This is a genomic window from Novosphingobium sp. PP1Y (genome assembly GCF_000253255.1).
Classification (GTDB): domain Bacteria; phylum Pseudomonadota; class Alphaproteobacteria; order Sphingomonadales; family Sphingomonadaceae; genus Novosphingobium.
Map to the genome: position 1 here is coordinate 20822 of NC_015582.1, position 20445 is coordinate 41266.

At 62.2% G+C, this 20445-nt stretch carries 19 protein-coding genes; 2 read left to right on the forward strand and 17 right to left on the reverse strand.

Annotated elements, in window-relative coordinates:
* Positions 1 to 126: 126 nt before the first annotated feature.
* Positions 127 to 3096, reverse strand: coding sequence for a Tn3 family transposase (locus PP1Y_RS00110; protein ID WP_013836235.1), 2970 nt, complete (start codon positions 3094 to 3096; stop codon positions 127 to 129).
* Between the two features lie 140 nt (positions 3097 to 3236).
* Between PP1Y_RS00110 and PP1Y_RS00115 the strand changes: the two genes are divergently transcribed.
* Positions 3237 to 3806, forward strand: coding sequence for a recombinase family protein (locus tag PP1Y_RS00115; RefSeq protein WP_013836236.1), 570 nt, complete (start codon positions 3237 to 3239; stop codon positions 3804 to 3806).
* A gap of 23 nt (positions 3807 to 3829) precedes the next feature.
* Positions 3830 to 5575 carry a WG repeat-containing protein gene (locus PP1Y_RS24910; RefSeq protein ID WP_013836237.1) on the forward strand — a complete coding sequence of 582 codons (1746 nt, stop codon included), beginning with the start codon at positions 3830 to 3832 and terminating at the stop codon, positions 5573 to 5575.
* 273 nt (positions 5576 to 5848) lie between these two features.
* Here PP1Y_RS24910 and PP1Y_RS00130 read toward each other — a convergent pair whose 3' ends face one another.
* The 16 genes from PP1Y_RS00130 to PP1Y_RS00205 all read right to left on the reverse strand — a co-directional run bounded on the left by PP1Y_RS00130 (position 5849) and on the right by PP1Y_RS00205 (position 20281).
* On the reverse strand, positions 5849 to 6820 hold the full coding sequence (locus PP1Y_RS00130) for a DUF2971 domain-containing protein (RefSeq protein WP_013836239.1): 972 nt from the start codon (positions 6818 to 6820) through the stop codon (positions 5849 to 5851).
* Between the two features lie 263 nt (positions 6821 to 7083).
* On the reverse strand, positions 7084 to 8964 hold the full coding sequence (locus PP1Y_RS00135) for a type IV secretory system conjugative DNA transfer family protein (RefSeq protein ID WP_083835137.1): 1881 nt from the start codon (positions 8962 to 8964) through the stop codon (positions 7084 to 7086).
* 18 nt (positions 8965 to 8982) lie between these two features.
* Complete coding sequence (gene virB11 / locus PP1Y_RS00140) at positions 8983 to 9999, reverse strand: P-type DNA transfer ATPase VirB11 (RefSeq protein WP_013836241.1); 1017 nt, start codon at positions 9997 to 9999, stop codon at positions 8983 to 8985.
* Between the two features lie 3 nt (positions 10000 to 10002).
* Positions 10003 to 11274 (reverse strand): type IV secretion system protein VirB10, encoded by a 1272-nt coding sequence (virB10, locus tag PP1Y_RS00145; RefSeq protein ID WP_013836242.1) that lies wholly within the window; start codon positions 11272 to 11274, stop codon positions 10003 to 10005.
* Between the two features lies 1 nt (position 11275).
* The gene (locus tag PP1Y_RS00150; RefSeq protein WP_013836243.1) at positions 11276 to 12283 is read right to left on the reverse strand and encodes a TrbG/VirB9 family P-type conjugative transfer protein; all 1008 of its coding nucleotides are present in this window, start codon (positions 12281 to 12283) and stop codon (positions 11276 to 11278) included.
* Position 12284: 1 nt separating this feature from the next.
* On the reverse strand, positions 12285 to 12962 hold the full coding sequence (locus PP1Y_RS00155; protein WP_013836244.1) for a virB8 family protein: 678 nt from the start codon (positions 12960 to 12962) through the stop codon (positions 12285 to 12287).
* Positions 12963 to 12973: 11 nt separating this feature from the next.
* A complete protein-coding gene (locus tag PP1Y_RS00160; protein ID WP_041557920.1) occupies positions 12974 to 13312 on the reverse strand; it encodes a hypothetical protein in 339 nt (112 codons plus the stop codon).
* Between the two features lie 59 nt (positions 13313 to 13371).
* Positions 13372 to 14400, reverse strand: coding sequence for a type IV secretion system protein (locus PP1Y_RS00165; RefSeq protein WP_013836245.1), 1029 nt, complete (start codon positions 14398 to 14400; stop codon positions 13372 to 13374).
* Between the two features lie 33 nt (positions 14401 to 14433).
* Positions 14434 to 14685 carry an EexN family lipoprotein gene (locus PP1Y_RS00170; protein WP_148274749.1) on the reverse strand — a complete coding sequence of 84 codons (252 nt, stop codon included), beginning with the start codon at positions 14683 to 14685 and terminating at the stop codon, positions 14434 to 14436.
* Between the two features lie 2 nt (positions 14686 to 14687).
* Positions 14688 to 15407, reverse strand: coding sequence for a type IV secretion system protein (locus PP1Y_RS00175; RefSeq protein WP_041557922.1), 720 nt, complete (start codon positions 15405 to 15407; stop codon positions 14688 to 14690).
* Position 15408: 1 nt separating this feature from the next.
* Positions 15409 to 17775: a VirB4 family type IV secretion/conjugal transfer ATPase gene (locus PP1Y_RS00180; protein ID WP_013836248.1), complete on the reverse strand. Its 2367-nt coding sequence runs from the start codon at positions 17773 to 17775 to the stop codon at positions 15409 to 15411.
* The gene (locus tag PP1Y_RS00185; RefSeq protein ID WP_013836249.1) at positions 17768 to 18106 is read right to left on the reverse strand and encodes a type IV secretion system protein VirB3; all 339 of its coding nucleotides are present in this window, start codon (positions 18104 to 18106) and stop codon (positions 17768 to 17770) included. The genes PP1Y_RS00180 and PP1Y_RS00185 overlap by 8 nt, the downstream gene beginning before the upstream one ends.
* Position 18107: 1 nt before the next feature.
* Complete coding sequence (locus PP1Y_RS00190; RefSeq protein WP_041557924.1) at positions 18108 to 18428, reverse strand: TrbC/VirB2 family protein; 321 nt, start codon at positions 18426 to 18428, stop codon at positions 18108 to 18110.
* A gap of 19 nt (positions 18429 to 18447) precedes the next feature.
* Positions 18448 to 19314, reverse strand: coding sequence for an LPD7 domain-containing protein (locus PP1Y_RS00195; protein WP_013836251.1), 867 nt, complete (start codon positions 19312 to 19314; stop codon positions 18448 to 18450).
* A complete protein-coding gene (locus PP1Y_RS00200; protein ID WP_013836252.1) occupies positions 19311 to 19916 on the reverse strand; it encodes a lytic transglycosylase domain-containing protein in 606 nt (201 codons plus the stop codon). The genes PP1Y_RS00195 and PP1Y_RS00200 overlap by 4 nt, the downstream gene beginning before the upstream one ends.
* Positions 19913 to 20281: a hypothetical protein gene (locus tag PP1Y_RS00205; RefSeq protein ID WP_013836253.1), complete on the reverse strand. Its 369-nt coding sequence runs from the start codon at positions 20279 to 20281 to the stop codon at positions 19913 to 19915. The genes PP1Y_RS00200 and PP1Y_RS00205 overlap by 4 nt, the downstream gene beginning before the upstream one ends.
* Positions 20282 to 20445 lie beyond the last annotated feature (164 nt).

The window sequence follows — 20445 nt, forward strand, 5'->3', positions numbered from 1 at the left end:
CCAGGCGCCGAAACGGGCAATAGGGGAAGATTTCGAGTTGGAAGCGGTCCGTGAATCGGACCCAAATAGAGGGCATAGCGTGGAAGGTACGCCAGACAACGCTAAGAGCGAACAATCAGCGAACGCCTAGGCGACGCGGCTATCCGGTGGGAGATTGAGTGCCTTGCGGCCAGCGGAAGCGGCGGCTCTATCCCAGAGGAAATCACCGGAGAAAGCAATATGCTCCCAACCAACAGGGGAGGTATGGGCGAGCAAACCATCAGGCACTGCGACCGATGATGACCGGAGATGTTGAGCGCCAGCCTCCATGTAGATCGTGTTCCAATAGACGATCGCAGCAATGACGAGATTGAGGCCGGACGCCCGATATTGCTGCGCCTCATGGCTGCGGTCGATGATACGGCCCTGGCGGAATGTGTAGATCGCCTGCGTCAGGGCATGACGTTGTTCGCTGTTGTTGAGGCCCGCATGGCAGCGCCGGCGCAGATCGGGATTTTCAAGCCAGTCCAGCATGAACAGGGTCCGCTCGATCTTGCCGATTTCCTGTAGCGCCACGTCGAGTTGGTTCTGTCGTTCGTAGGCAGCGAGCTTTCTCAGCATGACCGATGGCGCGACATGGCCGGCCCTGATCGACCCCACGAGGCGCAGCACGTCGTCCCATTGCTCACCGATGATGTCGGTGCGAATACGTTTGCCCAACAGCCGGGTGATGGACGGATAGGCCGTAGCCGGCGCGATCGGCGCAAGCCGCCTGTCTGGAAAGTCGCGCAGGCGCGGGCAGAAGCGAAATCCCAGCATCGCGCACAGGGCAAAGACATGATCGGTTGCCCCGCCGGTGTCGGTGTAATGCTCGACGATCCTGAGATCGGTGCCATGGCTGGTGAGGCCGTCGAGGACATAGGGCGCCTCATGCGTCGCGGCCGAGATCACGTTGACGTGGTAGGGCGCGCGCTGATCGGAAACATGGGTGTAGAAGCTGAAGCCATGATCGACGCCATAGCGGGCGTTGATGTCGCCGCCCGATGCGCCGCGCGTCGCGCCCCTGAAGAACTGGCCATCGGAGCTGGACGTAGTGCCATCTCCCCAAATCCGCGAAAATGGCAGGCGGTGGTGCGCATTGATAAGGACAGCCAGCGCCGCGCGGTAGCTGTCCTCGCGGATATAGGCGTCATGGGTCCACAGGAGCTGATCCCGCGTCACGCCCTGGCTCGCGGCGGCCATGCGCGACAAGCCGAGATTGGTCGCGTCGGCGAGGATGGTGGCGAGTAGCGCGTTTTCATTGGGGCACGGCTCGCCGGTGCGCAGATTGGTGAACACTGCGAGAAAGCCGGTTTCCTGGGCCACCTCATGCAGCAGCTCGGTGATGCGGATGCGCGGCATCATCGCATCGAGCCGGTCGGCCAGCGCTTCGGCGTCGGGCGTCGCGATCGTGCGAACAGGGGATATCTGGAGGCGGTCGTCGCGGTATCGCACACCCTCCAGGGTGTCGCGCTTCAGGCGCTGGGCAAACTTCTTCAGCCGCCAGTCCAGCTCGCGCCCTCGCTGTTCGAGCCATTCGCCGGCAGTCGGCGGCAAGCCGAGGATGGACACGATCGGCTTCGTCTTCGGTTCGCTGAGCAGGTAGCTGTCGAACCGGCGATACCCTGCCGATCGTTCCACCCAGACATCCCCGGATCGCAACTTGTTGCGCAGATGCGCGATCGTCGCGATCTCCCAGAGCCGCCGGTTGATCTTGCCATCGACACCCACGACGATCTTCCGCCATTCCTTGCGAAACGGCATCGGAGCGTCGGCAGGCAGATCGCGTTTGCCCGACCTGTTGAGGGCGCGCAGCATCTCGATGGCGGCGATCGTTTTCGCGCTTCCTTTCCCGGCGTGGAACTCAAGCACCTCAAGCAGGTCGGGCGCGAACTTGCGCAACGTTGCGTAGCGATCGGCCGCAACTGTCAGCGGGTCGAGGCTGGCGGTCTCCGCGATCGAGGCCACCTCCGGCCTCGCCTTCAGGAGATTTGTCCATCCGACCGATGCGTCCAGCGCGTCCATGGGATCTTCGCCGGTGTCGACCGCCTCGGTGAGCGCGTCGATCGTCCTGCGGAAGATCAGCATCAGCCGCGCCACGTTCTTCGATGTGGTGGCATAGCTACGCGCCTGAGCGTTCTTCGCGCGGGTGAAGATGCTGCCGATCAACTTGTCCGCCATCTCCAGGGCGCTGTCCGTCAGCCGTTCTTCGAGGTCGAGCAGAAACGCAACCAGCGTGGCGCGTCGCCGGGAGGGGATATATCGCTCGATCATATAGGCCGGCGAAGCACGACCCTCCCTGACATATTGCCGGAAGCGATCCGCATGGATGCGGCCAGCCACGTCCGGGGGAATGCCGATCATTCGCACTTGCCTAAGGTGGTCGAGAATCAGGCGGATGTGATCGGGCCTGGCCGCGACGGGGATCGTCTTCAGCATGGCGAGCTGGCTCATGCCGCCGGCATCGTCAAAGATCTGGTCGAGGGCGTGGACCTGTTCGACGCTGAGATCGGCGATCAGGGCATAGGCGGTTTGCTTGCGGGCACGCGCGCGTCCCGCGCTGCTGGCGCGTTCGATGGTGGAGATGGACGGCAGCAAAATGCTGGCCTCGCGAAGGGCGGAGATAACGCCGTTCGCAATCGTCATCCCCTTGTCGGTCGCCCATGCCGTTTTCGCGGCCGCCTCGATCATGAAGGGAATATCTGCCCGGGTCGGCCCCCGAAGGCCCAATCGCGCCGCCAACTCACGGGCATGATCCGTCATCGTTTGATCCCGTGCGGCATAGTCGGCCAGATCCGTTACGCGCAGGCCGAGTTGCTCCGCGACAAAGGCGGCGAGTTCATGGGGAATCGCTCCCCTGTCGCGTACCAACTGCGCGAGCGTGACGCCGGGATGCCGCAGAAGGGCGAGTTGCAGCGCGACGCCCAACCGGTTCCCTCGCTCACGTCGCGCGCCGATGATCTCGATGTCGGAAGGTTCGAAGCTATAGAGCCGGGCCAGATGGTCGCGGTCGGTCGGGATGGCGAGGATCTGGTCGCGCTCGCTCTCGGTCAGGAGTTGATGCTTGCGCCTGGTCATGCCGATTCCCGTCCACAAAAGGTCATTTGGGCCTATGGACAGCCATGAGTAAAGAGACATAGTATGTGGACGGATTTGGACGGGGCGAAGCGGTCGGGCTTCAGAGCGTCCACAGAACGACCGTTTGGGAGACGCATGGCATGGGCGATATTCTGGGTTATGCCCGCGTCAGCACCGGCGATCAGGACGTGGCAGGCCAGACCATGCGTCTGGAGAAGGCTGGGGCCATCAAGGTGTTCACCGACGTTATGTCGGGCAAGAGCATGGAGCGTCCCGGTCTGGTCGAGCTGATCGCATATGCACGCAAGGGCGACACGTTGGCGGTGGTCCGTCTCGACCGGCTCGGGCGCTCGCTGGCCGAATTGCTCACAACGGTCGAGACGCTTCGCGGCCAGGGCATCGCGCTCCTGAGTCTTGAAGAGAAGATCGACACATCGTCGGCCGCCGGCGAACTCATCTTCCATGTGTTCGGGGCCATTGCCCATTTCGAACGGCGCCTGATCTCCGAGCGAACCAGGGACGGCATCGCTGCCGCGCGCGCTAAGGGTAGGCAACCTGGGCGTCAGCCCCTCGATATGGCCAAGGTTGATGCGGCCATCAAACTGATCGAAGCGAGCATCTCGCCGACCGAAGCAGCACGGCAACTCGGCATCGGGAGGTCGACGGTGTATCGGGAGATGAAACGGCTCGGCGTCGCGCGGCCAGCATGAGCCATGTTCTTATGAGGAGGAATATGAAACGTCTGGCTCTCGCGGTCGCTTTCCTGGTTTCCACTGGGGGAGAAGCGCAGACACTGCGGCGTGTGCCCCTAACCGGATACGTCGATCGTACTGGGCAGGTAGTCGAACCCGCCAAGTGGGAAGCTGGATCCACCCTCTTCCGCGGTGACTGGGTAGCTGTACGACGCGGAGGCAAAGCCGGATATTTCAATCTCCGCACGCGCGCGACTACCGGCCTCATTTTCGACGAAACAGGCGATGCTGCTCATGACCGCGCCTTGTTTATTCATGGCCCTGAACCCGTTCGGATCGGCGACGAATGGGGCTATGCTGACGAAGCTGGCAAGGTTGTGATAGAACCGCGCTTTGCGGGCGCGCAGGCCTTTGATGAAGATGGGCTCGCGATCGTCAAGGTACGCGACAAAGATGGTTTTGGCTTGTCTGCGGGCATGATCGACCGGACAGGACGTATAGTGGTGGAACCACGCTACGACATCATTCGGCCGTTCCGTGGTGCGGCGCTGACGGGGGTCAGCAAAGCCGGTCGTTTCGGTGCGATCGACCGCACTGGACGTGAAATAATACCGATGCGTTTTGGTGGAATCGGTAACTTTGCTGCCAACGGCCTTGCTCCCGCGACACTTACCGGCGGTTACGGAAAAGACGGGTCGCTCTGGGGTTATATTGACCACACCGGCCGGTTCGTGATTCCGGAGCGTTTCAGCTTTGCAGGCAGTTTCACCGGTGATCCGTCGGACGGTGGGATTGATGCGCCCGTCGGCCTCGCACGCGTCGCGCTCGGACCACGCGAGGTCGCCTATATAGATGCTAAGGGCGCGATAGTGACCCGCTTCCCAACGGGGATAATAGCCTGGGGCGTCAGTCCCAATGGGCTTGTCCGTTTCCAGGATATGGCAACTGCTCGCTACGGTTTCGCCAACGCCAAGACAGGCGCGATCGTCATCCCGGCAAGATTTTCGCAGGTCGGCGGCTTCGACGATCAGGGTCTTGCCGCAGCCAAGGAAGGCGAACGCGCAGGATTCATCCATGCCGATGGACAGTGGGCATTCCCGCCTCGCTTCACCTCGACATACAATTTCGACGCCATGGGTCAGGCCCAAGTCACCGAGGATGGTCGATCCGAGCTTGTAGACCGCGACGGCAAGGTGCTGGCCACGCTGACGCATGGTGAGGGCTTTTTCCATCAAGACAGCGAGTTCGCCGCCTTCCGTGTTTTCCCTGGGCAGGAAGATGCGCCCACACAACGCTTCGGCACCTGGGCACTGGATGCGACATTGTACGCCGTTCCCGAGATACCATCGCTTATGCCGACCACGACGGGCAACGTCCGCCTTAGTTTCGCCAGCGACGATGCTCTCGTCCGCTGGCGGATCGAGACAGAGGGATGGGTCGTGACGTTGGTGAACGAGGAAGGGCCAAGTGGTGAGCCCGACGTGACTAGGCAAGACCGTCTGGCGGACTTTCCCCCTGATGCCGAGACGCTAGTCGCTCTACTCGTCCGGCAGTTTGAGGGTCAGTCAGCACTCAGCATCGCAACCAAGCCAGCGGTCACCGCCGCGCAAGCCGCCCAGGCAGAACGAGCTCAGCGCATCTCAGCCAATCGTGCCCGATACCTGGCCCAGCTACGCACCTCGACCCCAGACTTAGCGCGGGCGCTCACCGCCATGCGTACTCGTGTATCCGATCAATTCGGAAAGCTGTCCGGGATGCCCTGCATGCCGCCTCAATGCGTTTATTGATCAGGGGTTGAGCAACCGCAGCCAAATAGCTGCGCCGCCCAAGTGTTCGCTGATTGTTCGATCTTATCGTTGTTTGGCGTACCATCCACGCTATGCCCTCAAATATACGCTAGCGCTTTGCGCCTGCGCATTTTCTGAAATGCGCCCATTCCAGCCAATCGGGAACTTGCCTTCCACCTCAAGGAGCGGCCACTCGCAGCCCACTGTAATTGGTCCAATCTTCGAAAATGCAATATCAGCTGATCTGTAGGCAGTTACGAAGATCTGGGGCGCTCACCACTTCTGTCGCAGCGGGATATGGGACACGTGAATGACCGGATTGCCCTGACCCAATGCAACCATTTGGTCTCTGAAGGCGCGAAAAACGGTTTCCGGATACAGACATGGGCCGATTATTATTCCAGCGAGGATTTCTTTGAGGTCAAGCTGTGGAATATCGAAAAGTGCGTCTTTCCCAGGATTGTGAAAAGGTAATTCATAGACCGCTTGGGGGATGCCGCCGATGGTGATCGTCTGTGGCAGAAGGCGGCTCGAGCTGAACTCGTAGGGGCGATGAATTACCCGCCACTCCTGCTCTTCCTCAAAGCCAGGATGCTTTAGCGAAAGCATAGACATTTGCAGGGCAAGAGCAGTCACATCGAGCAAGATTTCGGGATCAAATTCGGCAAGAAAGTCTTTTTCAGCTTCCAACCCTTGGACCATCTTTTCGAATTGCTCAGCATATTCCTTTGCTCCGCCGTACAGCACGGGGCTAGTGATCAAATCCATGTCGATATCGAGTTCAGTCGTGATGACCTCATGACGAAACAATAGCGCGACGCCGGCAACTGGCCCGCCGTAGGCGCGCCACATTGAAAGTCGTCCTAATAAATCATTTGGATCGTGTTCACTCAGGCTCGACATAAACACAGTTTCACGGGCATGCTTACGATGGCCTTCATGACGATCCAAAAGTCGCGCGCCCAAGTGATCGGAAATGCCGTCGAGGAACTCGTACAGCCTGGCACCGAGATCACCCTTTATTGTAGTCTCCGTTGCGGCCCGCCCGAAGTCGATCTCAAGGAAATCATTCATGACACCGGCATTGCGCAGCCACATTGTGCGACCGGAAAGGATTTTCATCGCGGTGTCTGCAGTCGTATAGTGTGCGAGCAGCTTTTTCCGGTCCCGAAGTCGATCTGCACGTTCAGCATCGTAACTAAATACGAGTTTGAGCAGCTTCTTGGTTTTCTCGTCTAGTGCCATGAATTCTCCCAAAACTGAAATATCTTAAAACGGACCGACTTCGAACTGACAGAGAAAAGGCGAGAAGGACAAGCAGATTTGCGGGAAAGGATCTGCGGACAACTGCGATAAATATCGATGGTGGGGGCAGCCTGCACAGGGGAGCAGAATGTTGAGTGCTGAACGTCAACAAACGATCAAGGCACACTTGCGGACGCAACTTTTGCGATGGGCAGCTTTCCTACCTTCGCGTCTCCGAACGCGACAGTCCGCAACCGGCCCAATCAGGCTGTTGGGATCATCACGGAAAATAGGTCCTTGAACAACATGTGCGCCGTCTGCCGGGGGGCGTGATTGGCTGTCGCCTGAAGCGCTTTGACCACCGGCATGTTTAGAGGCCTGGCGCTGGCTCCGGGTATTACCGCGTCGCTTTCCCCACTCGCCTCCGCAGCCGTGATGACGCGAAGGCTTCGCGCCGGAACGGAAGGGTCGGGCCGGATCGTCGGCATCGCCGGAGCCGGCACCTTCGTCAGCGCGAGCATGTCCTTCTCCTGATAGTACCGGATCTTCCTGCCGTAGACGGGCGGGATGCCCGAGCGCAGGACGATCAGGTCCTTTTCGGGCAGCAAGAGAAGCTCTTGCGGGAGCAGGAGCGCACGGCGCTGATCGGATTCTGACACCGAACCGCCGCCGCGGCCCCAGGCGCCGAACGAACGGGATTTGGCGCGAAAGGTGTAGGTGCCCAGGCGCTCCGAGACGTTCTTGGCGTCGTTGATCTCCTTGGGTCGCATGACGATCTGCACGCCGCAGTTCGCGGAGATCTCCTTGGCCACCTTATCGCCGTAGATGTGATCGAGCTGGGAGAAGTTCTGGATCACGGGGAGGAGGCGGATGCCGTAGCCCGCCACATAGCTGAAGCCGCTGGCGATAACCGAGGCCCGGCCGAGGCGGGTGAACTCGTCGAGCAGGAGGAGTAGGCGCACGTTGTGCCGGTCGGATGAGGGCAGCTCGCGCACGTTGAGGTCGATGAGCTGTTGGAAGAGCAGGTTGTAGATCGGCGCGACCCGCTCGAGGTCGTCGGGCGAAACGCCGAGGTAGAGCGAGATCCGCTTGTCGCGAAACTGGCGCAGATCGAAGTCGCTCTCGGCCGTTGCCGCGTCGACATAAGGGTTGAGCCAAAGGTTGATCTTGGCCGTCACGGACTGGCGAATGGACGTGAAGGTGTTGTCCGACGAAGAAATCCAGTCGCGCAGCGCAGAAATGCACGCGCCCGAGAGAGGCTTTCCGGCCTGTTCGCGCTGCTTGATGATCTTCGGGAAGCGGCGCCTGGCATCGCCAGCGGCGAACTGGCGGTAGACCTCGCCGATCGTGAAGGGCAGGGCGTCCTCGCCATCATCGACCGTGGCCGCGACATAAGCTGAGACGCCGAGAAAGGCCGTGCGCGCGCTTTCGGCCCAAAAATTGTCGCCGGTCAGGGGGAGCGGGAACAGCATGGCTCCGATCTTCTGCAACTCGTTGATGATTTCGACGGGATCGCGGCGGTCGATATGGCCGAGCGGATTGTAGCGGCATGTCCTTCCTTCCCCGTCGAGCGGGTTGAACAGGAGCGTCTTCTGGCGAAGCTCCTTGGCGCGGTAGCCTGAGGTCAGGTCCCAGTTCTCCTGCTTCACATCGAGGACCACGACGGAATCGGGCCAGGACAGCAGGTTCGGGATCACGACGCCCACGCCCTTGCCGGCCCGGGTTGGGGCTTCGAGCATGACATGCTCGGTCCCGCCGAAGCGCAGAAACCTGGCATTGAAACGGCCAAGGATGATGCCGGCGCTTGCGAGAAGCCCAGCATCCTTCACCTCGCCAAAGCGCGCCCAGCGTGCCTCGCCGTGCAGCTTTTGAGCCGAGAACATCGAGGCGAAGACGCCGACCAGGCACAAGGCAAAGCTGATCGCGAAGCCCAGAAGAAACGGTTGCCAGACGATCGGCATGGATTTCATCGACCAGAGCGCGCCCGGCACTTTCATCCAGGGTGTTTGCATCGAGAGTAGGTGCGCGCGCCACAGCACCGTGATTGCGCCGATCGCGGCGCTTACCACGAGGCCCAGGATCATGAGAAACGAAATGGCGCCCGGTTGGGACGCCCCCGGATTGCGAACCATCTTGCCACTCATGGGCCACTCCTTGGGTTGTCAGTCGTGAGGTTTGCCGGCCGGATCGAACCATACTTCGGTCATCCGGTAGCGGGCAGGTCGGCCGTCGCTGGGCGGAAGGCGGTGCATCTGCACCACGATGTCGACGAGCGACCGCAGCAGCGCGCGAATGTCGTGGCGGTCGAGGTCGTTGCCGCCTTCGGATTCCTTGACGAGCAAGGTGAGCTGCTCGAGCGCGCCTTCGGCAGTGTTGGCGTGGACGGTCGTGATCGAGCCGGGATGCCCGCTGTTGACGTTGCGCAGGTAGAAGAAGGCGGTGCCGTCGCGCAGCTCCTGGAGAAGGATGCGGTCGGGGCGCATGCGCAGCGCCGATTCCAGCAATTCCTTCGCGCCCGCCTTTTGCAGACCGTGCCCATCCTTGGAATACATCATGTGAACCCGGTTGCGCTGGGGGACCACCAGTTCGCGGGTATCCTCGATCGTCAGCACTCGCTCGAAGTCAGGGATCAATTTGATGAGGGCTTTGGAGAAAGTGGTCTTTCCCGAGCCGGTCGCCCCGGAAATCAGGATGTTCTTGCGCGCCTCGACGGCGAGCTTGAAGAAGCCGTTCCAGTCGCCTGCGGCCCGGTAGGCCAGCAAGGCGTCATCGACCTCGTTGGCGGCACCGTGTGCCTTCACTTCGCTGAAGAGCCCTGAGCGGTCGAGGTCGCCAAGATCCATCGCCGTGTTCGAGGCCTTGCGGATCGTGATCGAGACGAAGCCGCGCTCGATGGCAGGCGGGATCACGACCTGGGCGCGCTCGCCGCCCGGCAGGACCGAGGAGCAGATGGGGTAGTCCTCGCTGATGTCCTGCTTGGTCAGGCCCGCAATGAGGCGGGCCAGCGTCATGAGGCTGGCGTGATCGAGCGCGGGCGCTTCATGCCACTCCCACCCCTTGCGGGTTTCGACGCCGATCACGCCCGGCTCGTTGATGACCAGTTCGGTCACGTCCTCGCGATCGAGGAGCGGTTGCAGCGGGGCTGCATTGTGCTGGTAGATCGTAGAGACGTGTGCCATCGCTCAGCGCCTCAGCTTGAGGTCGTAGACCGGGCTGAAATCAAAATCCTTGGCGACGAAGATGGCGGCGGTGTCGCCCTGGTTCTTCTTCAGGATCGGCTTGATGTTCCTGCTGTCCTGCAGGATCGTGTTGCCCATCTCGCTGGGCACCTGCGTCGTGTAGGTGCCTTCGTTCGCGACGGCGCGACCGGCGATGTTCGAGGCGTCCTCGAGCACGCTCATCATGAGCGCTGCGCCAAAGCGCGCCCAGAACTGCGTATCGACCCCGCCCGACATGCCCGAGCGGCCGAGCGTGTCGGCCGCGGGTGAGCCAAGGTCGATCGCGACCCCGCGCGGGGTGAGCGCACGGGTCCAGAGCACGAACATGCGCGCCTGGCCTTGCGTGATGCCGCCAGAATATTGGCCCAGGACCTTGGTGCCCTTGTCGAGCAGGATCACGAGGCCGTCTTCGGAATAGACGTCGTGGTTGATGACGCACGAGACGAACCCGGCCTGTGTCGAGTTGATCGCGGTCTGCAACGTGCAGGGAATAACCGTGCCGGCGCTCAGCAGGAAGTCGCGGTTCTTGATGAGCGAGGCACGAACCGTCTCGATCTTCGCGTGCCCGAGCTGGTCGGTGAAGTCGGTCGAGCCCTTGCTGCCCGAACCCGTGCCTGCGTCATCATCCGAGGGCGGGCCAAAGCCGCTGGCGCCGAAGTTGCGCGGCCCGCTTTCCTGGGCCTGCCTACCCGCAGCGGCTGCGCTCCCCGCTGGCGACGCCGTGGAGGTGGACGCTGTGAGGCCATTGGCCTGATAGGCCATGACCGGGGCCCGTCGTGCGGCGTCAGCCATTTTCAGGCGCTCCTCATAGCGCTTCTGGGCCAGGCTTTCCTCGCCACTGGCCGTCTCGCCCGACACAGGGACGGGATTGCCGTTGGCGTCGGTGGTCTGCTGCTCAAGGACCGGACGGCCAAAGACATCGGTCTGGGGGCTGCCGGCTTGCCCGAGCTGGCCTGCGAGGGCCGCACGCTGCGCGGTGGGTGAGGCCACCACATCATCGACGCTCTTCTGGCTGGCTTGCGCGGGCTCCTCGGCCGCCTTCGCCGAGCCGGCATCGTGAAAGACCCCGTAGCCGATGATGATGCCAAGAATGGTTGCGATCAGGCCGACACCGGCCCCGACGAAGGCGACGTTGCCCCAATTGGTGCCACTGCGACCAGCGGGCGATCCGGTCTCCTCGGGAATGGAATCGGCGGGCGCGAGTTCACCGCCGCGATCAATGACGTTCTCGGCCATGTTACTGCCCTTTCACTTTGCGTTCGACGATGTTGGAGACAGTGCCCGTGCGTTCGGCGCGATCGTTGCGGGGCGGGGCCTCGTTGTAGATCGCGAGGACCGCCTTGCCCCGACGCAGGCGCAGTTCGCGGTAGACGGCGTGGATCACCACGAAGTCGTCGCGCACGTCGTAGGGCACGATCGTCTCGCTCCCGTCCACGTCGACGGCGAAGATCGAGGGAATGTCGGCGTGGCCGGGAAAGCGCATCGCCGTGAACTCGCCGTTGTCGGAGATTTCGCTCGGTTGCAGCGAGGCATCGCCCTGCTCGGTGTAGTTGAAGTTGCGCTTGCCCTCGATCACCGCATGATCGAGCGCAGCTTTGACGATCCGGCTCTGCATGGCCTGTGCGGCCTGAACCTGCGCCATCTGGGCCTGCTCGGCGCTCATCGCCTGCTCCGCTTGTGGGTAGTGGAAGCGAATGCCGTACATCGTGGCCGAGGTGCCGAGCGCCAGGTTGAAGTGGTAGGTGCGCGTCATCCCGGCTTCTTGGGTGAGGACGATGAGGTTTGTTCCGGCCGCCTTTTCGCGGGGCTTGAGAAAGACGACATTGCCGACCGGTGCAATCTGCCAGGAGATCGTGTCGCCTAGGGCGGCCTGGGTGACCGTCTCGCCCGCGCCAAACTGGATCTCGATTGCGTGGCGGAACTGGCCGACGACCGTCACCACCTGGTCGGGATCGTAATCGACCGTACGCACCCGCGCGTCCTTCTCGCCTGCAACGGGCGTTTCGGCCGCAAAGCTGGCATGAGGCGCGAGTGTAACGACGACGGTGCCGGCGAGGCTGAAGGTCACCAGCTTGCGCCAGATCGCGTCGATACCGCGCCAGAACGGGCTTCTGGCGCCCGATGAGGTGAGCGCGACCTTGGTGTCTACAGGCGACAGGCGCCGGGCGACTTTGTCGCGAAGGACGGGGAGGAAGGGCGTAGGGGGGCTGTCACCGCTTTCGGGCGTCTTGGGCGCATCGCTCATGTCAGGTCTCCGGGTCCGAGTGGAAATTCACGACCTCGAAGCCGAGCGGATTGATCAGCCGGTCCTTCTCCAGCGTTGGCGCTGTCGTGAACTTGAAGGTGAGGGTGGCGGTCCAGTTCTGCGCCGTGGGCGTGTTCTGGCCCATCGTGAGGAGCTTGGCGTAGCGGACCTGCGCGACGGTCGGGCTCAGGAAGCTGATCGCGCGAATGTGGATCGAGACGAAGCCCTTGTCCCCGTAGATGTTGGAGGGGGCCTTCTCGTTGCTCGACTTGACGCTACCAAGGTAGCGCGAGCCTTCGGCCTTGTCGCTCATGAGCATGACCGCATAGGCGTTCTCGCGCGCGGCATCGTCGAGCCAGCCTTCGCGTAGGCGAATGTACTGCGCCACGAAGAATCGGTTGACCGCATCGTCATAAGTCTGGGGCTGCGGGCCCTTGAGCGCAGTCACGACCTGCGTTTCTCCGGTCGATTTGTCGACGCGGATCACATAAGGCTCGACCGTTTTCAGCGGTGCCAGCATGGCGACAGCGCCAGTCGCGACTAGCGCCATGGCGCAGGCGCAGCCAGCGACCGTCCAGGCCACCCGCCGGGACTGGATGGCCGCGCGCATCCGGTCGTATTCGAAGGTCCGTGCGCTTTCGAGGTACGTGCCTTTGTCGGCGGCTTTGACCTGGGCCATGAGACGTTTCCTTATGAGCAGGGAAGGTAGGACAGCTCGATCTCGCGCTTGTCGCGCGGCGAGAGAGCGGGTGTGGGCTTTGCTGCCTGGGTCGCAGCGCTGGCGGCGGCTGCGGCGTCTTGCGCTTCGGGCGGAATCGGCGTGTCGCTGGACGGGCTCGATGCCGGGGTGGCGGGCCACCCGCCGCTCTGAGAGGGCGGGAGCGGCACGGGCAGATTGGGCATTACCGTCCCGTACATGTTGGCCGGGCGCCGGTGCTTGCCGTCGCAAACGGCAGGCGGCTTGATGTGACTCCCGGTGCATCCGCTGAGTGCAAGCGCACCCAACGCTGTGAAAATCAGCGCTTTCATAAAAACTCCGTCAGCAATGTGCCGCGTTAGGGGCGTTCAAAACTCATTCGCAGGCGACCTCATGTTCGCGTGGCGGTGCCGCCTGCGCGACCCGCAGGCGCAGACGGGCGTGAATTGGCGATGCGGCGGAACATGAGGCGATTGGCCAGGATGTTCGCACCAGTCTGAAGGAAGCCGTGTCCTCCCGACGAGGCGCCACCGGCGATGCCCGCCGCGATCGAGGGGGACTGGAAGAAGAATACAGTTCCCACGATGTAGATGATGACGCAGGACAGAACGCCTATCGCGATGCCCGCAGCGTTCAGAACCATTCTGCCTCCGCTGATGGCAATGAACATGCTGCCATCACCAACGGCGCTCATGATGTCGTCCATCACCTGTTGCTCGAGGCCTGTAATGAACTTGGTCATGATCGCGATGACCACCATGAGCAGGATGTAATTGGCCGTTTGCTTGAGCCAGCCATCGAACAGCCAGCGCGAGGAATTGAAGAGCAGGCAGGCCAGGGCCAGTGGGGCGAGAGCCACGCAAATCGCAACGGCCAGCTTTGCGAAGATGACGATGCAGAACCCGACGGCCGCCGACAGGGCAGCGAAGATGTAGAGGACGATGATCGCGAGGAACGCGACGAAATTTGCGAAAAGCTTTTCGGCTGCGAGATCAATGTCGGTCAGGCCGACCGTCTGGCTTTGAACCTTGTCGTTTTCATCGGAGATGATTTGGGCGATCTTGTTGGTGTCCGAGACATAGGTGTCGAACGTCGTGCCCGGGTTGGTGACCGCTGTACCCGATCCGGCCGCAATGATTTCAGTTGGGAGGTTGGTCGCCACGTTGACGACGAAGGCTGAGTAGCCAACAGCACTGGCCGCTGCGAGCGCGAAGCCGACTTTACCGGCCTGGAATACCAGTTCGCGCAGCGGGGCCTGGATGGCTCCGCGCAGAACTGCAAACCCAAGAAGCAGGAAGTAAATCGTAGCGGCGACGCCCAGAGGCGCGGCGACAAAGCTGACGAGGCCCGATCCGAAGCTTGAAACAGCCGTGTCGATGGCGGTTTCGACATAACCGTACATCGACGTGAATGTGATCATCAGGCTCATGGCGCCAAACCTCGACGGTTAAGATTACTGGAAGAGCTTGGCGTTTTGTTTCGCCCTGGCTTTCTGCAGAAGGGCGTTGGAGGCAGCCTGCGCCGAGCCGCACATCTTGCTCTGCTCTTCGATATCGAGGTTGCTGTATTCGCCCTTGGTGCACTTCTGCATCCAGTCCGACAGCATCTTGGGGTTCGCTTCGAACTCGGCTTCGGTCGGCACCTGTACCGGCTTGCTGCACGCGGCCGCTCCCAGCAGGAAAGAGAGAGCAATCCACTTTTTCATCGTCATTTCCTCAGGATGTTATCGTCGTAGAGAGTCGAGTTGTAGGCGGCGCGAGCGGTGACCGCTGCTGCATTTGCGAGTTGGTTGCGCCCGGACTGCGCCATCTGCAGCGCCTGCATCTTGAGCTGGTCGTTCTGGAGCTGGGCCTGTTCGGCCGCGATGCGCGCCTGAAGGTCCATCACGTCCTTGGGGTCGGTGGCGGTGTCGAGCTTGGCTTGAAGCGTCTGGAGACCCGCCATTCGGGTTTGCGACACCGCCAGGGTGTTCTCGCCAAAGGCCGCCGTCGCAGCGGCCGAGCCGGTCGCGTCCTTGAGCGCCTGGTTGTAGGCCGCATCCGCGCTCGATGTTCCCGATAGCAGGTATTGCGATTGGATACTGGACGCAGACGAGCTGAGCGAGCCGATCTTGGACAGATCGCCTCCAAACAGCGTGCCGGCGTCCATCGTGGTGGTGGGTAGGATGTTGCGGACCGAGCTGTCCGAGAGGTTCGAGGCCACCGAGTTGATGTTGGTGAGCTTTTGCAGCGAGTTGAGCTGGTTTTGCGCGGTCTCAATCTGCTGCACGCCCTGGTCGATGATCTTGGCGGTGTTGGTGACGGTCGAGATCGTCTGGAGGTAGGTCGAGGAATCGAACACCGGGATGCCTTGTGCCGCCGCAGGGGCTGCGGCGAGGCCGAGCGCCATCGGCGCGGCTCCCAATAGCCCAATGGTCATGATGCGCATTTCAGCTTCTCCTTTCACTGGCGTAGAAGAGCGGCAGCCAGGCCGCCGGATCGGTGCCCGCCTCAGCAATGGCAGCCTCCATGACCTCCAGCGTTTCCGCACGGCCGGAGAGAACCGAAAGCTCGTCGAGCATCCCGTTCAGATCGAGCTTGGCGACGATCGAGGTGTGCCCTTGCTTGATGAGGAAACACCGGCTTTCGGGTGTCAGGTCTTCCTTGATCAGCCTAAATTCCGCCTCCGTGAGGCCGAGGCCCTCGCAGTAGTCCGAACGCTTGGCATCGGAGTTGGGCAGGAGGATCTTGGTCGCGGTCTGCTCGATGATCGAATGCGCGATCGAGGAGCGCAGCGCATCGGCGGGCGACTGCGTGCCAAAGACCATGAAGGCGTTGCGCTTGCGGAAGGTCTTGAGGCCGTCCTGTGCGAACGACTTGAAGGCATCGTCCTGCAGAGCCTTCCAGAACTCGTCGATGTCGACGACGACGCGCTGGCCATTCAGCAGCTCATCCACGCGGTGGAAGAGGTAGAGCATCATCGGCGTGCGGATTTCGGGATTTTCGAGAAAGTCCGTCATGTCGAAACCGACGAAGCGGGCCGCCATCGAGACCTCATCGGCCGGGCCATCGAAAGCCCATCCGAGCGCGCCGCCCCGGCACCAGCGCTCGAGGCGAGCGCCAATGCCTTCGGCATCGGCATAGCCGAGCATTTCGCGAAGCGCGCTCATCGAGCGTTGCGTGGCAGGAAGACGCATCACGGCATCGAGGCCCTCGTCGATGGTGCGCTCCTGGGTGACGGTGAGGGGCCGGTTGTCGCGCCGGACCAGGACGCGGATGAACTGGCGCAGAAACGCCATGTTGTCGTGGGTCGGCTCCAGCCCCTTGAGCGGGGCAAAGCCGGTCGGCTCGCCGTTGCGCAGGGCCAGGTAGGTTCCGCCGCAGGCGCGCATGAAGATCTCCGCGCCCCGGTCCTTGTCGAAGAAAATCTGCTTGGCGCCGGTTTTTTCGAGCTGGGCGAGCAGGAAGTTCTGCAGGACCGTCTTGCCCCCGCCGGTGGGGCCGATGATGAGCGTGTGGCCAATGTCGGCGCGGTGGAAATTGAACCAGAAGGACGAGCCCGCGCGCGTTTTCAAGAGCGTCACCGCCTCGCCCCAGTGGTTCCCCGACTTGCGACCCGCAGGGAAGGTATGAAACGGGCTCATCGCCGCGAAATTGCGGCTGTTGATCACGGCGGGCCGCGCCCGCATCCTGAAGTTGCCGGGAAGCTGCGCCCAGAACGCGGCTTCCAGCGCGACGTCCTCGCGCGCCATGACCATGCCGGTATCGGCTGCGGCGGCGCGGGCGATCGAGAGGCGTTCGAGCAGGCGCTTGGGATTATCGTCGATCACGGCAATCGAGAGGTGATGCTCGCCCATGACGAAGCGGTTCGACATGAGGTCATCGACGCCATCGAGCAACTCTTCGGCCTGGCTTACGCCAGCATCGTCCGAGGAGACCATCTGCTTGTACTTCTTCTGGAAGCGCTCGGCCGCGACCGACTTGACCAGCGGCGCGAAGCTTTGCGTCAGCACATAGGGGAAATCGAGCGTCAGAAGGCTGTTGAACTGGCCGCTGCGCGTGTTCGCGACGTACTCGCGCACCCCGAACATGCCCAGGTAATGCGACCTGTCGGGAAGGCGAATCTCGGCCGCCTCGCGCCCGAAGATGATCCGCGAATTGTAGATCGCCTGTCCGAGCCGACCGCGGACGAGCGGGATGCGAATACGGTCCCCGGTCTGGATGAAGTGCAGCACTTCCATGGGCTGCGAAAACAGAACGCCGCCGCGCTCGTAGAGCGAGAGCGCCACCGGGTTGGTATCGGCCAGCATGCTCTCGAAGTCGCGGCACTTGTCGGCCATGATAGCCAGCGCGCGATCGTCGGCGGCCTGGCTGGCATCGGCCTTGCCGAACAGGCGGCCGAGCTGGTCACCGGCCATGTTCGAGGGGCGCACCACGATCGTGACGTAGAACTCATTGTGGTAGAGCACCTTTTCCTTGAGGCGCTCGGAGTACCTGGCCTGCAAGTCGCGCGCGAAGTCGGACTGAAACTCGCCGTCCAGTTCGGGATTGGTGGCGGTGCGCACCAGGTGCGTCCACACGGCCACCCGGTCATCGCCGATCGTGCGCCAGGCGATATTGAGCTTGTTGTGCCAGGTGTTGAGGTCGGCAATGTCGCAGGTCTCGAACGGACGGCCATCGACCCGGTACATGCGCATGAGCGAGCCATCGGCCAGCGCAATCACGGTGTCGTTGACGTGCCGGGTGTAGGGGATGAACTTGATGTCATCCTCTTCGCGCAATGCGACCTGTTTGTGCTTGAGGGCGAACCTAGTCATTGCCGAACTGCCTGCGCTTCACGCCGGTCTTGAGGCGGACGGGAGAGTAGCTCCCGCCCCCCCAGAACATGCGATTTTTAGAGACGAAGGTGGTCTGGAACCACAAGCCCCAGAGCCGGAACGCGTTGAAGTCGTAATGCACGACCATGCGCGCCGGGAAGTAGAGAGCGCCGAAGAGGGCGAGGGGATAGAACGGGTTTCCGACGATCCCCCACACCACCATGCAGACCATGATGATCGGCAGGATTGCCTCGAGCGGCAGTCCCATGAACACCGATGGCCGGGTCAGGGCGAGGAACACCTTGTCTTCGGCGATCTTTTCCGTGTCCATGTCAGGCGCTGCCACCCATCCAGCCCACGATCGTCGTGGCGGAGAAGATGATGCCGATACCGATCAGGACCGTGACCGCGCGCCCCCAGTCCATGCGGCCGGTAAGCTTGGCGTAGCCCACCGCCATGATGGCGATGACGCCGACCACCGAGGCAATGGTGATCATCCAGCTTTCAATGGTGTCGAGGCCGGTTTCGATGCTGGTGGAGGCGAAGGCGGCCTGAGACACGGCCATGGATGCGAGGATGCCGGCAACGCCGACAAGCTGGCGTGCGCGGCGATCCGAAAGGAGGCGACGCGCGGGACGACGAGAGAGCTTCATAGACTTCTCCATGGTGAGGTTACCGTTCCATCTGGTTGGTTTGGACCGGCTCGATCTGCCGAACCGGCGTCGGCTCACGAACCGACACATCAAGGCCGCGCCGCAGCACGTCCGAGATCATTTGGCGGCCCTCCTGGGAGACCGCCTCGATGCGCTGGCCATCGCCCTCGAAGGCCGCTTCGAGGTGGCGGCGCATTTCTGCTTCCGCCTCAAGTGCGTTAGCTAGCCGGGGCTCGGCCTGACGCTGCTCTTGCGTGCCGGCCAGAAAGAGGTCGGCCAGCTTCTCGCTTTCTCGCTCGGCCGCCCGCGTCCTGTCCTTACTCGCCAGAAACTCGGAGAGGGCGTTGGGGCCGGCCGCTTCAATCGCGATCTCTGCCGCCTCGACGAGCTTCTCCGCTTCCCCGTCCTTCTCGGCCATGTCGTCTTTGCGCAGACGCTCGGCGTCCTTGCGCTCGCGTTCGGCTTCCTCACGGCGTTGGCGTTCAACGGCTTCGCGCTCGGCAAACGACGGCTCATAGCCATTGACCTCTAGGCCTGAACGTGCCGCGGCCTGCCATACGGCCTTGCGAAAGTCCGGCGAGCCATCGACCGAGATGCCTTCCCAGCCATTGTGCTGCGCGAGCTTCACGAGGTTCTCGACCGTCTCGCGATCGTCGCGGTTGGCGACGATCCGTTCGTTCGAGATTTCGAGCGCTGGTGTCTGGGCATTGCCCGGCGTGAACATTCCGACCCGGCGCTCCGCTTCGGAGCGTCCCTCGACAGCGCGGATCTCGTAGCGCTTGGCAAGATTGTCGGGAATGGAGAACGCGGCCTGCGTGGCAGGTTCCTGAGACGCGTCCCGTTCTGCGGCCCGAGGCGCCTGCGCAATGCTGTTTTCTTCGCTCATGGGAAGACCTCGATTCCGGTGCTGGCTTGACCGAACACCCACTCTTCCGGCGCTGCAATCGGGCTGTCCTCCTGCGGCGTGGAAGTCAGAATGGTCGGGGAAGAGGAAAGGCTGGGGAGAGCTGGCGGCGTCTCGATCGCGCCGACCCGGGCCGCGGCCGCCCAGACCCGCTGGACGTAGCCGTTGCGAAAGCCCCGGGTCATCGTGCCGGTGTTGTAGAGCGAATAGGTGACGCTGATCGCGTCGAGCCCTGAATAGTGCTGGCTCGCCTGCGCATAGCCTTCTTGCAGGACGCGCGAGGCAAGGCCTAGGTTGGTGCACGGATCGAAGGTTTCCTCGATCGTCGTGCCGAGGCGCGCGAGGTTCTTAGAGTTGATCTGGCCAAGACCGATATCGACCGAGTGCCCGGCCGCCACGTAGCGCTTCACCAGCGCAACCGCGTCGGTCAGGTTCGAGGCGTTCACGCGCGGTCCCTTGTTGACATTGATCGCGAGCGGATTGCCTTCGCTTTCCGCAACGAGCAGCGGAACGAGGGCTTCTGTCGCAACACCAGGAGCGCATTGCTGCGCAAGCGCGGTGAGGGCGGCGACGGTGTAGATCATTGGCCGACCGTGGTGACCGTCGAGGTCTTGGTGTTGATGAGGTAGGCGCTCGTCGTGCCGTCGCTTTGCGTGCTCCTCACATAGTAGAGCGTCTTGCTCAGCTTTTTCGTCTTGGCCGAAACGCCGCCTTCCGAGCAGGACGGGAAGGAACCGCCCATTGCGAGCGCCTTCCAGAGTCTGGTGATCGGCGGCACGCATTCGGCATAGGTCGTGGGCGAGCCGGGGGTGGCGAGGCAGAGGATCACTTGGCAGCCCCAGGTCGAGGCATGGGCGTCCTGCGGCACGGAGGCGGCTAGCACGCCGCTTGCGGCCAGCGCGAGCCCACCAAGCAGATTGGGGCATTTTGCAATCGGACGATCGAACATGAACCAGCTCCCTGTTTACGCGGATGAGCGTTGCACCCAGAAGTCTGAATATGTGATATATCGAATATTCAGTCGTCCAGCAATATGCAATTGGCTATTGCTGTACTGTTGGTATCGTGTTGGCCCGATCTTGATGGAGCCACGGCCAATTTCTACGGCGCTGG

Excerpts from the sequence above, each read along its gene's own strand:
- PP1Y_RS00170 (WP_148274749.1), bottom strand. The coding sequence starts at position 14,685 with ATGAAAAAGTGGATTGCTCTCTCTTTCCTGCTGGGAGCGGCCGCGTGC.
- PP1Y_RS00150 (WP_013836243.1), bottom strand. The coding sequence starts at position 12,283 with ATGAGCGATGCGCCCAAGACGCCCGAAAGCGGTGACAGCCCCCCTACG.
- PP1Y_RS00180 (WP_013836248.1), bottom strand. The coding sequence starts at position 17,775 with ATGACTAGGTTCGCCCTCAAGCACAAACAGGTCGCATTGCGCGAAGAG.
- PP1Y_RS24910 (WP_013836237.1), top strand. The coding sequence starts at position 3,830 with ATGAAACGTCTGGCTCTCGCGGTCGCTTTCCTGGTTTCCACTGGGGGA.
- PP1Y_RS00130 (WP_013836239.1), bottom strand. The coding sequence starts at position 6,820 with ATGGCACTAGACGAGAAAACCAAGAAGCTGCTCAAACTCGTATTTAGT.
- PP1Y_RS00165 (WP_013836245.1), bottom strand. The coding sequence starts at position 14,400 with ATGATCACATTCACGTCGATGTACGGTTATGTCGAAACCGCCATCGAC.
- PP1Y_RS00155 (WP_013836244.1), bottom strand. The coding sequence starts at position 12,962 with ATGGCCCAGGTCAAAGCCGCCGACAAAGGCACGTACCTCGAAAGCGCA.
- PP1Y_RS00160 (WP_041557920.1), bottom strand. The coding sequence starts at position 13,312 with ATGAAAGCGCTGATTTTCACAGCGTTGGGTGCGCTTGCACTCAGCGGA.
- virB10 (WP_013836242.1), bottom strand. The coding sequence starts at position 11,274 with ATGGCCGAGAACGTCATTGATCGCGGCGGTGAACTCGCGCCCGCCGAT.
- PP1Y_RS00205 (WP_013836253.1), bottom strand. The coding sequence starts at position 20,281 with ATGTTCGATCGTCCGATTGCAAAATGCCCCAATCTGCTTGGTGGGCTC.
- virB11 (WP_013836241.1), bottom strand. The coding sequence starts at position 9,999 with ATGGCACACGTCTCTACGATCTACCAGCACAATGCAGCCCCGCTGCAA.
- PP1Y_RS00190 (WP_041557924.1), bottom strand. The coding sequence starts at position 18,428 with ATGAAGCTCTCTCGTCGTCCCGCGCGTCGCCTCCTTTCGGATCGCCGC.
- PP1Y_RS00175 (WP_041557922.1), bottom strand. The coding sequence starts at position 15,407 with ATGCGCATCATGACCATTGGGCTATTGGGAGCCGCGCCGATGGCGCTC.
- PP1Y_RS00185 (WP_013836249.1), bottom strand. The coding sequence starts at position 18,106 with ATGGACACGGAAAAGATCGCCGAAGACAAGGTGTTCCTCGCCCTGACC.
- PP1Y_RS00110 (WP_013836235.1), bottom strand. The coding sequence starts at position 3,096 with ATGACCAGGCGCAAGCATCAACTCCTGACCGAGAGCGAGCGCGACCAG.
- PP1Y_RS00115 (WP_013836236.1), top strand. The coding sequence starts at position 3,237 with ATGGGCGATATTCTGGGTTATGCCCGCGTCAGCACCGGCGATCAGGAC.
- PP1Y_RS00135 (WP_083835137.1), bottom strand. The coding sequence starts at position 8,964 with ATGAGTGGCAAGATGGTTCGCAATCCGGGGGCGTCCCAACCGGGCGCC.
- PP1Y_RS00195 (WP_013836251.1), bottom strand. The coding sequence starts at position 19,314 with ATGAGCGAAGAAAACAGCATTGCGCAGGCGCCTCGGGCCGCAGAACGG.
- PP1Y_RS00200 (WP_013836252.1), bottom strand. The coding sequence starts at position 19,916 with ATGATCTACACCGTCGCCGCCCTCACCGCGCTTGCGCAGCAATGCGCT.